This is a genomic window from Mycobacterium sp. MOTT36Y (assembly GCF_000262165.1).
Classification (GTDB): Bacteria; Actinomycetota; Actinomycetes; order Mycobacteriales; family Mycobacteriaceae; genus Mycobacterium; species Mycobacterium intracellulare.
Genome location: NC_017904.1, coordinates 5,202,971 through 5,216,425 on the forward strand (window position 1 = coordinate 5,202,971; position 13,455 = coordinate 5,216,425).

General features: G+C 69.4%; 12 protein-coding genes. 5 read left to right on the forward strand and 7 right to left on the reverse strand.

The features are described 5' to 3' along the window. From W7S_RS23860 to mrf, 6 genes are all read right to left on the reverse strand, one after another. Entirely contained in the window at positions 1-3,990 is a 3,990-nt protein-coding gene (locus W7S_RS23860) for a type VII secretion protein EccC (RefSeq protein ID WP_008261679.1), read from the reverse strand. After that, complete coding sequence (eccB, locus tag W7S_RS23865; RefSeq protein WP_008261687.1) at positions 3,987-5,606, reverse strand: type VII secretion protein EccB; 1,620 nt, start codon at positions 5,604-5,606, stop codon at positions 3,987-3,989. Before eccB ends, W7S_RS23860 begins: the two co-directional genes overlap by 4 nt. After that, complete coding sequence (gene eccA3, locus W7S_RS23870) at positions 5,603-7,456, reverse strand: type VII secretion system ESX-3 AAA family ATPase EccA3 (protein WP_008261690.1); 1,854 nt, start codon at positions 7,454-7,456, stop codon at positions 5,603-5,605. Before eccA3 ends, eccB begins: the two co-directional genes overlap by 4 nt. 478 nt (positions 7,457-7,934) lie before the next feature. After that, positions 7,935-8,840: a class I SAM-dependent methyltransferase gene (locus tag W7S_RS23875; protein ID WP_008261692.1), complete on the reverse strand. Its 906-nt coding sequence runs from the start codon at positions 8,838-8,840 to the stop codon at positions 7,935-7,937. Between the two features lie 81 nt (positions 8,841-8,921). After that, the gene (locus W7S_RS23880; protein ID WP_008261694.1) at positions 8,922-9,176 is read right to left on the reverse strand and encodes a type B 50S ribosomal protein L31; all 255 of its coding nucleotides are present in this window, start codon (positions 9,174-9,176) and stop codon (positions 8,922-8,924) included. Then, positions 9,173-10,372: a ribosome hibernation factor-recruiting GTPase MRF gene (mrf, locus tag W7S_RS23885; RefSeq protein ID WP_008261696.1), complete on the reverse strand. Its 1,200-nt coding sequence runs from the start codon at positions 10,370-10,372 to the stop codon at positions 9,173-9,175. Before mrf ends, W7S_RS23880 begins: the two co-directional genes overlap by 4 nt. Before the next feature lie 103 nt (positions 10,373-10,475). On the opposite strand from mrf, the gene rpmB reads away from it, so the two are divergent. The 5 genes from rpmB to W7S_RS23910 are packed head-to-tail and all read left to right on the forward strand — an operon-like array spanning position 10,476 to position 11,833. After that, positions 10,476-10,712, forward strand: coding sequence for a 50S ribosomal protein L28 (gene rpmB, locus W7S_RS23890; protein WP_008261697.1), 237 nt, complete (start codon positions 10,476-10,478; stop codon positions 10,710-10,712). Further along, entirely contained in the window at positions 10,712-10,876 is a 165-nt protein-coding gene (gene rpmG, locus W7S_RS23895) for a 50S ribosomal protein L33 (RefSeq protein WP_008261699.1), read from the forward strand. The genes rpmB and rpmG overlap by 1 nt, the downstream gene beginning before the upstream one ends. A 2-nt stretch (positions 10,877-10,878) precedes the next feature. Then, positions 10,879-11,184, forward strand: a complete 306-nt coding sequence (gene rpsN, locus W7S_RS23900) for a 30S ribosomal protein S14 (protein ID WP_008261701.1) — start codon at positions 10,879-10,881, stop codon at positions 11,182-11,184. After that, positions 11,184-11,447: a 30S ribosomal protein S18 gene (rpsR, locus tag W7S_RS23905; protein ID WP_008261704.1), complete on the forward strand. Its 264-nt coding sequence runs from the start codon at positions 11,184-11,186 to the stop codon at positions 11,445-11,447. The genes rpsN and rpsR overlap by 1 nt, the downstream gene beginning before the upstream one ends. Beyond that, a complete protein-coding gene (locus W7S_RS23910) occupies positions 11,444-11,833 on the forward strand; it encodes a hypothetical protein (protein WP_008261713.1) in 390 nt (129 codons plus the stop codon). The genes rpsR and W7S_RS23910 overlap by 4 nt, the downstream gene beginning before the upstream one ends. Before the next feature lie 34 nt (positions 11,834-11,867). On the opposite strand, the gene W7S_RS23915 is transcribed toward W7S_RS23910, so the two are convergent. Continuing rightward, positions 11,868-13,445, reverse strand: a complete 1,578-nt coding sequence (locus W7S_RS23915; RefSeq protein WP_008261715.1) for a PPE family protein — start codon at positions 13,443-13,445, stop codon at positions 11,868-11,870. Positions 13,446-13,455 lie beyond the last annotated feature (10 nt).

The window sequence follows — 13,455 nt, forward strand, 5'->3', positions numbered from 1 at the left end:
CTACTCCTCCCGTTGCGCTTCACTTGCCATTACGGATTCCCCGATCAAGGGGTTGATCAACTGCACGTACGTCGGACCATCGCTGTCGCCCAACAGGATCGCCCGCCCGGCCGGCAAGCGGCCGAATCGTTGGCCGCGGATCTTGCCGCTGTCTTGCGGATTGCCCGCCAGCATCAACGTGGTGGCCTGCAGGTCGTTGAAGCGGCGCAGCAGCGGGTTGGTCATCAACGCGTGTCCCGAACCGGTGGCCCGCGCGGTGACGATCACCCGGATCCCCAAATCGGCTGCCTGCGACAGCAACCCGATCAGCGGAGACCACGGGCGCTGCCCGACGTAGGGGCCGCTCATCGCCGGCGAATCCGGAATCTGGTCGACGTCGTCGATGATCAGGTAGTGCGTCTGGCCCGCGAACGTCCAGCGCGACAGCTCGGCCGGCGACAGGCCGGCCGGCGGCCGGCGCGACTCGATCAGGTTGGCCAGCCCCAGCATCGCCGGGATGATGCGGTCGATGTTGGCCGTGTACTCGTTGTCGGCGAACAACGGTTCGTCGACGAGGTGCAGCCGTCGATCCAGCACCGTGAAGGCGACCTGGTCCGGCGTGGAGTGTTCGCGGACCGTGCGGATGAGGTGGCGCAGCAGCGTCGTCTTCCCCGACTTGCTGTCACCGAACACCATCAGCAGCGGGTTGTCGGCGAAGTCGACCACCACCGGCGCGAGGTCCTCCTCGCGCTGGCCGATGACCACCTGCTCGGGCCCGCGGTACAGCGACCCGACGGCATCCGGGGCGAGGTTGGTGGGCAGCAGCCGCACCGGGGGCGCCGCCATGCCCGGGTAACGGTCGTTGATCGCGGCGATCTGGTCCAGCTCCGGGGTGGCGAACAGGAAATGCTCTGCGGCCATGGTCAATCCGCGACCCGGCTGGTCGTGCGGCACCGCTTCGGCGGGCCGGCGCAGGGCGCCCACCACCCGCACGTTGCTGTCCCGCGGATCGTGCAGCTTGAGCTCGAGCCTCAACCCCAGGCCGTCCCGCATCGACAGCGGCACCTCCAGCCAGCTGGGCGTGGTGACCACGACGTGGATGCCGTACGCCAGCCCGATGTTGACCAACTCGGTGACCTTGGCCAGCAACGGGTTTCGCGTGTTGAACTGGTCGGTGTTGTCACGGCCGAACGCGTAGAGGTTGTCGATGAGCAGGAACACCTCGCCGAACCCGTCGTCGGGGACCCCACCGCGGGAGTCCCGGAACGCCTCCCGGCGCTGCCGCGACAACAGCAGCTGCTCGAGCTCGCCGAAGGTGCGACGGATCCGTTCGGGCTCCAGCGCCGAGGCGACGCTGCCGACGTGCGCCAGGCCCTCCATCGCACGGAGCTTTCCGCCGCCGTAGTCCAGGCAGTAGAACGTGACCTCGCGCGGCGAGTGCAGGCTGGCCGCCGACAACATGAACGTCTGCAGCGCAGTCGACTTCCCCGACTTGGGGCCACCGTGGATGACCATGTTCCCGGCCGACGACGCGGCATCGAAGATCAGCGGGTCGCGGCGCATCTCGAACGGCTTGTCGATCTCACCCAGCGGCCACTGCCACTGCCGCGGCGGCACACCGGCCCGGGCCAGCATCGCGCTCACCGGGATCGGCTCGTCCAGCGGCGGCAGCCACAACTGCGGCGCGCGCGGCCCGTACCCGGCCAGCTGGTCGCCGATGGTGGCGATGAGCTTGCGCGGCGGCCCGGTCAGTTCGACCTCGTCGGGGCTGGTGATCACGGTGTCCTGATCGGGCTCGACCCGCCCGGCCGTGAACACCTTGGGCTCCGGGATAGACGGCACCACAAGCGATTTGGCCTTCTGCGGCGGATCGTAGATGCCGTCGACATAGGTGCTGCGGAACTTGATCGGGGTCGCGCCCGGCGCGGGCACCAAGAAGCCCACGCCCTTGTGCTCCTTGCCGGATTCGATGTGGTAGGCGTCCTCCACCCCGATGATCTGGCGGGACACGCTGGGACTGGCCACCTTCAACCCGATGCGGTAGGAGGTGTTCTTGTCGATGTCCTTGATCTTGCCGACATCCAGCGTCTGCGACGCGAACAGGATGTGGATGCGGAACGAACGGCCTTTGCGGGCAACGTAATCGAACAGCTCCGCGTACTCCGGGTGGTCGGCCAGCATCAACGTGAACTCGTCGGCCACCACGAACAGCGTCGGGATCGGCGCCAGGTCGTGCCCGGCGGCGATGGCGTTCTCGTACTCGACCACCGAGTTGAACGCGCTGCCCTGCACCCGGCGGCCGGCCTCGCGCAGCAGCGTCTCCCGGCGGGCCACCTCGCCGCGCAGCGTGTCGGCGAATCGGTCGGCCAGCGACTTCTTTTCGGCCATGTTGGAGATCACCGCGACAACCTGCGGGAAGTGGCGGAAGCTGTCGGCCCCCGCCTCACCCTTGAAGTCGGCGTAGATGACGATCAACCGGTCCGCGGAATGAGTCGTCAACAGCGACAACAGGATCGACATCAGGGTCTGGGACTTACCCGATCCCGTCATACCGATCATCAGACCGTGCGGGCCCATCCCGCCCTCGGCCTCGTCCTTGAGGTCGAACATCAGCGGCTCACCGGTCGCGGTGACCCCGATCGGAACGCGCAGCTCGTCCTCGCGACGCCGCGGCGCCCACAGCGTCGGCACATCCAGTTGCGACGCGTCCGGGATGCCCAGCATCGTGGTGAACGTGGCGCCCCGGGTGGCCGCCGAACGCAACCCCGTGTGGGTCGGGTTGGAGTCCCAGCGCGACAGCTGGCGCGCCAGGTGGGCGGCCTCGTCGGCGCCCAGTTGGTCGGCGTCGTCGATGTACGGCTGCCAGCCGCCGGTCTGCCAACGCTCGATGGAGTGGGTCCGGGCGCCCGCGCCGTCCGCCGCGGTGATGCGCAGGATCGGCTTCTCGGGGTCCGAATACTGTTCGCGGTGCGGGGCGGTGGCGCCGCGGTGCACGACGGTGACGCCCGCGCGGCCCATCGCCAGCGTCGAGGCGTTCAGGTCGTAGTCCGGGTCGTCGACGATAATCAGCAGGTGCCGCAGCGCGTCGGCGGGTTCGCCGGTGAACGCCGGGCGGTCGACTAGCGCGGACCCCAGCTTGGCGACCAGTTCGTCGACGTTGGTGGCCATCAAGCGGGCCGGCCCGACGCCGTCGAGCTCACCGGGAATGTCAATGTGCGGCAACCACTTCAGCCACGACCAGTCCGGGCTCTCGAGGTCGGGGGTGACCAGCGCGACCCCGAGCACGGTCGGGTCGTGCCAGGTGACCGCCTGGGCCACCCAGGCCCGCATCGCCGAGCGCGCCTCGTCCTCGGAGCCCAGCACGGTGATTCGCGAGACCTTGGCCAGGTCGATCCCGGTCGGCACGTCACGCACCGTGCGGTGGGTGTCGAGCAGGCTGCGTAATGCGCTGTGCGACACCGGTTCCAGGTCGATTTCGTCCGCGGTGTCGTTGACCCGCAGCGCGGTCGCCAGGGGCACGTGGTGGCGTCCGGCCCGCAGCACCAGGAAGTCGGGATCGTGCGGGTCGCGCTCCCACTGACGGCGCGATCCGGGCACGGCGGCCAGCGCCGCGGGCTCCGGGTGGGACCACTGCGCGGCGGCGCTCTGCGCGGCGGCCTGGGTGCGGATGTTGTCCCGGACCACCGACAGGTAGCGCAGGTAGTCGGCGCGTTCGGCGTCGACCTCCTCGGTGCGCGTCTTGTTGTCGTTGCCGCGGTACATCGCCGTCGCGGCGAGCAGCAGCACGAACGGGAAGAACAGCGTCTGCGGGGAGATCAACCGCATTCCGGTCGCGAACAGCGCGACGATCATGCCGACGATCAGGATCACCAGCACGTACGGCATCGCGCGGCGCAGGAACGACGGCGGGATCACCCGCGGCAGCTCGGGCGGGGCCTCGATGGCGATGGTGCCCTTGCGGGTCACCGGCGGCGCCAGCCGGCGGCGCGCTTCGAAGATCAGTCGGCTCATCGGGGGGCTCCCTCGGCTTCCCTAGCAGCGGCAGTGACGCGGCCGGGCTTCTGGTCGGGCGTCAGCCCGTCGTGTGCCAGCAGCGCGTCGGCGCGCGATAATGTCGGGCCGCTCGCGAACAGCGACAGCACCGACCACGGGATCGGGACCGGCGACCCGGTAAGGCCAAGGGCCTCAACGGTTTTGTTCTGCCCGGCGGCCGAGTGCTCGGCCTCGTTGTCGATGCCGTAGCGGACACCGGTGTCAGAGACCCAGAACAGCGACCCGGCGCCCGGCGAGTTCGGCCCGCCGCCGACGGTCTGGGTGAAGTAGCCGGTGCCCGGCGCCAGGGCGACGCGGGCGGCGGTGGCCGGCGAGCCGCCGCCCACCAGGTCGACGGTGCGTATCGATTCGGCGACCGGCAGGGCCGAGCCCGTCAGCAGGTTCACCGAGCTGCTGGCGGCCTTGGCGGGCTTGCTCCAATAGGCGCACATGACGGGCGATTTGGCCGCATCCACCACCCCGACCTGCTGGTCGGGGTACCGCGCGGTGTCCAGCATCCGCGACACCGGCAGCTTGGCCACCGCGTCGGCGCCCAGCCGCGGCGGTTGGTCCAGCCCATAGGAATTCGTGTTCCGCAGGATCGCGGCGAGCACCGGCGAGATCTGCTGCAGGCCGTCCGGCAACACCGCGTAGTAGCGCGGCGCCCCGGAGGAGCTCTGGTCCAGGGTGTAGGACACCACGACCCCACCGATCGGTGCCGGCACGGTAAAGGGCGCCGGCGCACCGGCGTTCGGGATGCCGGGCGCGGTCAGCGGCGGGGCTTCGGGAATCGCGTTGAACAGGCCCAGGGCGATCGGGCGGGGCGCGGGGATCTCGGAGTTGCCCTGCCCCAAGCCAAGTGCGTTCGTGATCGCTTGGTCGGTGAGGTTGATCTGACTGCGCTTGCCGTCCCACAACAGCCACGTGGTGCCGTCACGGTCGGCGAGCATCGCCTGCCGCGGCGGGAGCGTGGCGGCGCGGGCGCCGCTGCTGTCCGGCCGGCCGGCGATCACCGTGACACCGGTGCTGTGTGCGGCGTGCCCCCCGGGCTCGCTGACCGCGTCGCACACCGTCCAGTTCGCATCGGTCGAGGGGTTTTGCACCATCCGTTCCGGCGCACCGGGGATGCCGATCAGGTTGCCGCGCGGAAACCGGTCCAGCTCACTGCTTTTCACCATGGTCGGGTCCACCGGCCGACCCGTGATCAGTCGGGCCGAGGTCAGGTTGAGCACCGGATGCAGATCCTCACCGACACGGACATACAGCGCGGCGGTGGACCGGTCGGCGAGCACGGCGTTGGTGCCCGCCGTCCCGTTCGGACGGATCAGCGAGAACACGAAGCAGCCGGCCAAACCGGTGACCAGCAGGACGGCGCCCATCGCCACCGCGCGCGACTGCGTGCGCAGCGGGTCGACGAGCATCCTGGTGTCGTGCAACGCGATACCGGAGGCGATCCGGCGCATCACGAAACGCCAGCCGCTCACCTGGTGCCGGGTGACGAAGCCGCGGCGGTACTCGACCTGGTCGGGATTGTCGTTGACCGGGGTCCGAGACGAGAACGAACGGCGTTCGTCGGGTTGCTGATTGGACGTCATGCCGGCACCGACAGCCCGAGGCCGCGCAGCAGCGGCTCAACCGACCTTGCGACGTCGTCGTCGGTGATCGTCATCAGCTCCTCGTCACTGAATTCGCCGGTTCCGGCGTGTTCCGAATGGTCGAGCCGGAACTCTCGTTCTTCTTCGGAGCGTTCGACGATGTTTCGCACGAATCGACCGTTACCGGCGATGTCCAGGTTGCGTCGCGAAATCCCGTTGGCGTCGGGTGTCGACTCGGTCGCCAACTTCGTGAACAACTCCTCCATGTGGTCGAGCGCGGCCTTTTCGAAAATGCTGTCGCGCTGCTCGGCCATCTTGTTCGCGATCTCGACCAGTTCCGACGGTGCGTAGGAAGGGAAGTCGATGTTGCGGGTGAATCGGGAACGCAAGCCCTCGTTGGTGTCCAGGAACTTGTCCAGGTCGGCCCGGTACCCCGCGATGATGACCACCAGGCGGTCGCGGTCGTTCTCCATCCGCGCCAGCAGCGTGTCGATGGCCACCAGCCCAAAGTCGTTCTTGGCGCCGGTGGCGACCAGCGCGTAGGCCTCGTCGAGGAACAGCACGCCGTCGAGCGCGCTGTCGATGATCGCGTTGGTCTTGGCCTCGGTCTCGCCGATGTGCTGGCCGATGAGATCGGCGCGGTGCACCTCGCGGATGTTCTCCCGCTTCAAAAGCCCCAGGCCGCAATAGATCTTGGCGACCACGCGGGCGATGGTGGTCTTACCGGTTCCGGGCGGGCCGGCGAAGACCAGGTGGTGGGCGCGCTGCGCGACCGCGAGCCCACGCTGCTTGCGGACCAGCTCCATGGCGACCGAGCTCTTCAGCCGCGACACCTGGTTCTTGACCTCTTCGAGGCCGATGAACTCGGCGAGCTGGCGTTCGGCCTCGTGCAGCAGCACGGCCTTGCGTTCGTGGGCGGCGGGGTCGACGAAATCCTCGGCGCTGGGCTCGGTTTCGGGATCCCACGGATCGGTGCGGGCTTCGATGCGCGCCGCCGTGGTGGTCACGATGCCAAAACTGGTGTCGGTCAGGGCCTGTTCGACCTGTTCGTTCTCGGGGTGGGCCGCGTACAGGTCCTGCAGCACTTCGCTCGCCGCGTCCTCGTCGACGTGGGCGCGCAGCACCAGCGCTTTGGCCAGCGCGCCGTCGACGGCCGCCACCGCGACCGGCCCCTCGGGCTCCTCCAGATAGGACAGCGCCGGGGCGAACATGCCCAGCCGGGCCAGCGCGGTGCCGAGCGCGATCTTGGCCGCGTGCGAGAACGCCTCGTCCAGGTCCGTGTCGTTGACGATCGGGGTCAGCAGTTTGACGACGTCCGACCAGCGCTCGGCGCGGTAGTTGATGACGACGGACACCCAGCGGGCCTCACGCCAGTTCGGTCGCTCGGTCGTCAGGCCCGCGACGATCGCGTCGGCGTCAGCAAACCGTCCCGCCGTCGCGAGCGCGGCCGCGTAGGCAAGGTGGAAGTCGTCGGGAGTGGTCGCGCGGAACTGTAGATACAGTCCGGTGTCGTAGCGGAAGCCCAGCGAGTTGGGTGCCAGGTCGACCTGGCGCTGCAGCACGCCCGCGGAGGCCGCGGTGCGCGACACCGCCTCGAGCACCCGCAGGGACGTGTCTCCGGCAGCCGCCAGCCCCGTCCACGCGTCGCATTGATCGTGGGCGATGCGGGTCAGCGCGGCGAAACCCGAACGCGCGGCGGCCAGGTCGGCCGGCCGCTGGCGTTGGTAGACGACGATGCCCAGCGCGCGGCAGCAGGTGGCGAACCGGCTGACGACGTCGCCGTCAACGCGCGTGTCCACGCGCGAATTGGCCGGCTGAACTGTGAGCATGCCGGTGTCACCGTGTTCCACGGCCGCGTCTTTTCATGTATGTAGTCTCCCCTAACCTGACCCGCCTGAAGTTAGCATTGCATAAGCTAACTGTCGAGGCGTTTGGGCCTGTCCGACTCACCACTGCACTGCCCTTCTTCTACCGCCGATGAGGACGTTCTGGAGAGGGTTTAGCCGCATTTTCGGCATACTCACAGCCGCACGCCGTGCGGCCTCACAGCAAGGCCTCACCTTACTGAAAATCATTTTCATTTTCAATCTCGGCACGCCACCTCGGCGCCCACCGGCTCGGCCGAGCGGATCAGGCACGACATCGTCCGCACCGGCGCGGTCATGGCAAGGACTCCTCGACGATCGGGTTGTGCTCGACGATCGCCCCGACCCGCAGGCCGGTGGAACGATCACGCAGCCACTAGTCGGCTGGCGGACCGAAAAAGTTCCGGCGTTGGTCGCTGCCCGAGCGAACTCGCCCGGCCTTCCGTGAAATCCGCCCGAGGGCTCAGGTGCGGACGGCGCTCACCAACGTGTTGCGCGCGATCATCGGGCCGGCTTCGGTCTCCGGCCCCGGCACCGGGCGGCCGACCTCGCGCAGGTAGTCGGCCAACGGGGTGCCGACCGCGGTCCAGCCGCGGTTGCCGAACCACTCGGTGGCCGGCGCGCACTGCTCGTTGTAGACCAGCTGGAAGAACACGCGCTGGTCGCCCTGCGCGGTGGCCGCGCGTTCTTCGGCGACGGCGGTCTCGAAGTCCTCGGGGTTCATCGGGGCGCCGTCCTCGACGGCGACGTGGCTGCCGTGACCGGCCAGCCCGTCGATACCGGTGAACAGCTGCTCCTGGGCGCTCGCCGGGAGATAGATCAGCAGGCCCTCGGCGATCCACGCCGAGGGTTTGGCCGGGTCGAAGCCGCTGTCGCGCAGGGCTTGCGGCCAGTCCTCGCGCAAATCGATGGCGATCTCGCGGCGCTCGGCGCGCGGCTCGGCGCCGACGCCGGCGAGCACCTCTCGCTTGAAGTCGAGCACCTGCGGCTGGTCGAGCTCGAAGATCGTGGTCGCGGCCGGCCAGTCCAGGCGGTAGGCGCGCGAGTCCAGGCCCGCCGCCAAGACCACCACCTGTCGCACGCCCGCGTCGGCGGCGCGCCGGAAGTAGTCGTCGAAGTACTTGGTGCGGGCGCCCTGGAAGTTGACGAAGTTTTCGCCGAAGTCGGCGGTCTTCAGCTGGTGGTCGGGGTCCTTGCCGTCGAGGACGTCGGCGGCGGCACCGCCGACGGCGCGGCAGAAGATCTCCGCGTACGGATCCACGGCCAGCGGGTCGGGCTTTTGCGCCTCCAGCGCCCGCGCGGTCGCGACGAACAACGCGGTCGAGCCCACGCTCGTGGTGATGTCCCAGGTATCGCCTTCGCTTCGCACCCCGCCCACAGTACGCCGCCGCGACTCGGCCCCTTTTCGGCTGGCGCGCAACGGTAGTGGAGCGCGTCGGCGCGGTACGGGCTACCGGCGACCGTAGCGGCGGTGGAACTTCTCCACTTGTCCCGCGCTGTCGACGATGCGGCGGCTGCCGGTCCAGAACGGGTGGGAGTCGGCGGTGACGTCGACGACGACGAGCGGATAGGTCCGGGTTCCCCGCGCCGTCTGCCACTCGACCGTCCGCGGGCTGGTGCGGGTCGACCGCGTCAAGAACATGGCGCCGGTGGTGGCGTCCTGGAAGACGACGGGGTGGTAGTCGGGATGCACGCCGGGCTTCATGAAGGGTCCTTGCCTTGCTGGGTGTGGCCGGCCACGTTGTCGGCGGCCTCGGTCAATTCCGCGCACGGATCCTCGTGCCAATCGCCGAACGGGTCGTCGTAGGCGATCCAGGTGCGCGGGTTCCGCATCTCCTCCTCGGTGAGCAGCGCGCCGCGCAGGGCGTCGAGGACCTCGTCGGTCCGGGCGCCGCACACCAGGATGGCCATCGCGGTATGCCGATCACCGTGCCGGTCGTCCCAGCCGAGCGCGGCCAGCGCGCGTCGCTCGGCGTCGACGCCGTCGCGCTCCGGCCCGCTCATCGCCGCCAGCCATTTGCCGGCCGAGCTCACCCGCAGCCCGGGGCCGGCCGATTCCAGCCACATCGCGCGGTCGGGATTGCTGGCCAGCCACAGCCGTCCCCGGGTCCTGATCACGCCGTCGAGCAACAGATCCAGGGCGGCGTGCAGGCGCTGCGGATGAAAGGGGCGACGGGCGTTGAATTCCACCAGGCTGATCGGACCGCGGGACTCCAGCGGCGGCTGCCCAGCCAGCAGCGGGCCGTGCGGGTCGTCGCTTCGGCCGCGGCGCGCGTCGCGGTACAGGTTGTTCAGTGCGTCCTCGATGCCGCCGGCCCCCACGCGGACGCGGGCGCGCGGCGACAGGCGACGCAGCACGGCCGCCACGAACGGGTTGGCGCGGTCGAGCACGACGACGTCGGCGAACTCGGCCTGTCCGATCACCACCTGGGCGTGGGTGCGGCCGTCGTCGAGTTCCTCCTCCCCCAACGCCTGGTCCAGCCAGGCCGCCGAATCGACGCAGGTCACCACGGCGGCGATCGCCACGTCCAGGGCCGCGGGCCCGTCGATGTACCCCGGCGCCACCCGCACCCGAACGTGCTTGATGGCCAAGCAGATTGGTTCGGGTTCCAACCAGGGCGCCAGGTGCACCACGATCCGGTCCACGTCGTCGCGGCGGTGCAGCCGGCGCAGCAGCACCAACAGGTCGTTGCGGATGGTGCACGAGACACAGCCGTGCGCGAGTTCCAGTCCGTTCTCGGTGCTGGTCAACACGCCGTCGGACAGCGACGCCGTCGTGCGGCGCACCACGTGACCGTCGAATCGGTGCTCGACGACCAGCGTTCCCGGCGTCTGCAGCATCGCGCCCACAACGGCGTCGGTGTCCCGCTGGCCGGCGACCAGGATGACGGGCGTCCGCATCGTCCTCCTTATTGATAATCATTTTCATCTAAGCCGTTCCTACGGTACCGTCCGTGGGGGACCTTGTCGAAAATGATTTTCAATAAGAGATGTGGAGGTGCAGGTGTCCGCCCACTGCCAGGTGACCGGCCGGCGGCCGGGTTTCGGTAACGCGGTGTCGCATTCCCATCGCAGGACCCGTCGGCGCTGGTCGCCGAACATCCAACTCAAGACGTACTACCTGCCCTCGGAGGACCGCCGGATCCGGCTACGGGTCAGCGCCAAGGGCATCAAGGTCATCGACCGCGACGGCATCGAGGCGGTCGTCGCGCGGTTGCGCCGCGAAGGGCAGCGAATCTGATGGCGCGCAACGAGATCCGTCTCCTGGTGAAACTTCGGTCCACCGCGGGCACCGGCTACACCTACATCACCCGCAAGAACCGACGCAACGACCCCGACCGACTGGTCCTGCGCAAATACGACCCCGTCATCCGCCGCCACGTCGACTTCCGCGAGGAGCGCTGACCATGGCCAAGAAATCCAAGATCGTCAAGAACGAGCGTCGCCGCGCGATCGTGGCCCGCTACGCCGAACGCCGCGCCGAACTCAAAAAGATCATCCGCTCACCGGCGAGCACCCCCGAGCGACGGGCGGCGGCACAGGACGAGTTGGCGCGCCAGCCCCGCGACGCCAGCGCGGTGCGGGTGCGCAACCGCGACGCCGTCGACGGCCGACCCCGCGGCCACCTCCGCAAGTTCGGGCTGTCGAGGGTCCGGGTCCGCGAACTAGCCCACGCCGGCCAGCTCCCCGGCGTGCGGAAGGCGAGCTGGTGATGGCCAGAAAAGTCGCGCGTCGCCGGGCCACCGCGCCCGCCGCCCGCTCGCCCAAGAGGAATCTGCTCGACAGCCTCGGGTTGCGCACGGTGGACTACAAAGACACGGCGACGCTGCGGGTGTTCATCTCCGAACGCGGCAAGATCCGTTCCCGCCAGGTGACCGGCCTGTCCGTCCAACAACAACGACAGGTCGCGGCCGCCATCAAGAACGCCCGCGAAATGGCGCTCCTGCCCTACCCCGGACGGCACACGGCGCCTTGACGTCCCCACGCCGCGGCACCGATCGCCCGTTCACCGTAATCGTCTGTGCCGCATGCGCCGTCGACGATCGACTGTCGGTCATCGACGAATTGCGCCCCGCCATCCGGCGCTGCCCGCATTCCATGTTGGTCTCGGTCGCCTGCATGCTCGGACCACTCACCTGCGCCTCTCGGCCGACCGGCGGGGGCGTGATGGCCCTGGTCCAGCCCTGCACGAACGATCGGGTGGCCAGCGGCCCGGCGCGGTGGATAGGACCCATCGCCGACAGCGATTCAGCCGCGGCGCTGCGCGACTGGCTGGTGCTCGGTCAATGGGAAAACATCCCCGTCCCAAGGCAACTCGATCGGCATCAGCGCTGGACGCGCGACTCGCATCGACGCAACTGACGCCTGACGAACCCGCCGATGGGGTGCCGGGGCGCTAGCCGTCGCGGCCCGCCTCGTCGGCACCGCCGTCGCCCCAGGTGCCCGGCATCATCGGTGCCGTTGGGCCACCGTTGAATTCGTCCCCGGCCAGCCGGGTCAGCCCGGCCGCCGCGGCGACCGCCTCACGCTCGGCGGTGCCGGCGAATCCCAGCGTGCCGGCACCCCGATCGGATGCCAGCGACCCGCCCCAGTCCGGGTCGACATCGACATTCATGTCCATGAACTCGTCGCCATACCCGCGGTCCGTCGCGCCCCGGCGCCGCCGCGCCCGGGCCGCTTTGCGCGTGCGCGCGACCGCGGCCGCCGCGGCGGCGGCGCTATCCGGTTCCGGCGCTTTCCTTTTCGCGCTGAAGCTGGCGCTCGCCCCCATCCCCGAGCCCGTTCCCATTCCGGGCGGACCGACGACGTACGGAGGAAAGAAGCCCGCCGCGGCCGGCGCCGCAGCGGGTGCGGCCGGAGCGGCGGTCACCGTGGTCGCCGTGGGGGCGGGCGCCGGTGCCGGCGCGGAGGCCGGCGCCGCGACCGGCGCGACGGGGGTGGTGGGGGCCATGGCGATGGCGGGCGGGATGCTGGGCGTCGGCGGCGGCGGCGCGGCCACCACCGGGAGGGCCGCAGGCTGGGGGATGGCGGCGAGGCCGGCCAGCCCGGCGAATCCGCCGACGGCGCCGAGGGGCGCGGCCGCGAGGAGGAGCGCGGGCGCCAACAACTCCGGCTGGCTGATGAAAATCTCGAGGATGTGCGTCGGCCAGTCGAACAGGATGAGTTGCACCAGGTACTGGAAGGCCAACGCCGGATTGTGCACCAGGTAATAGCCGAACTGCTCGAAATCCTCCAGCAGTTCCAGGGCGCGCACCACCCAGAAGATGGGCTGCCCGGCATTCGTGTAGGCGTCGTAGGGCAGCCCGTTGACGGTGCCCTCGGACGGGTCCCAGTTGATGCCCAAGTTCTTCAGGATGTTGGCGATGAAGTCGTTGAACGGATTGTCGATCTTGGGGTCATGGTCCGGGTCGTCCGAGTCATCGCTGGAGGCATCGGATTTCACGATCGGCGGCGCCGGATCGGTTTGCGGTGTCGCGGCGACGGCCGCGGTGGACACCGCCTGGTAGGTCGACATCGTGGTCGCCGCCTGGGTCCACATCCGTGCGTAGTCGGCCTCGTTGACCGCGATCGGAACCGTGTTGACGCCGAAGAAATTCGTTGCCACCAGGGCCCCGTGGACGACGTGGTTGGTGGCGAGTTCGGGCAGCGTCGGCATGGCGGTCAGCGCGGCAGTGTAGGCTGCCGCGGCGGTCTCGTGCTGGGTGGCGGCGGCGGCGCTGTCGGCGCTGGATTTTGTCAGCCACGCCAGGTACGGGGCGTGCGCGGCCACATAGGACTCCGCGCTGGGTCCCTCCCACGCCCCCGCCTGCACCCCCGCCAGCAAGGTGCTCAATTGTTCTGCGGCCGAAGCGTATTCGGCGCTCAGCTCGGACCACGCGCCGGCGGCCGCCAGCAGCGGCCCGGGGCCGGGGCCGCTGCTGAGCAAAGCGGAATGCACTTCGGGCGGCGAGGCCATGAAGATCGGCGCCGTCATAGGTACTCCT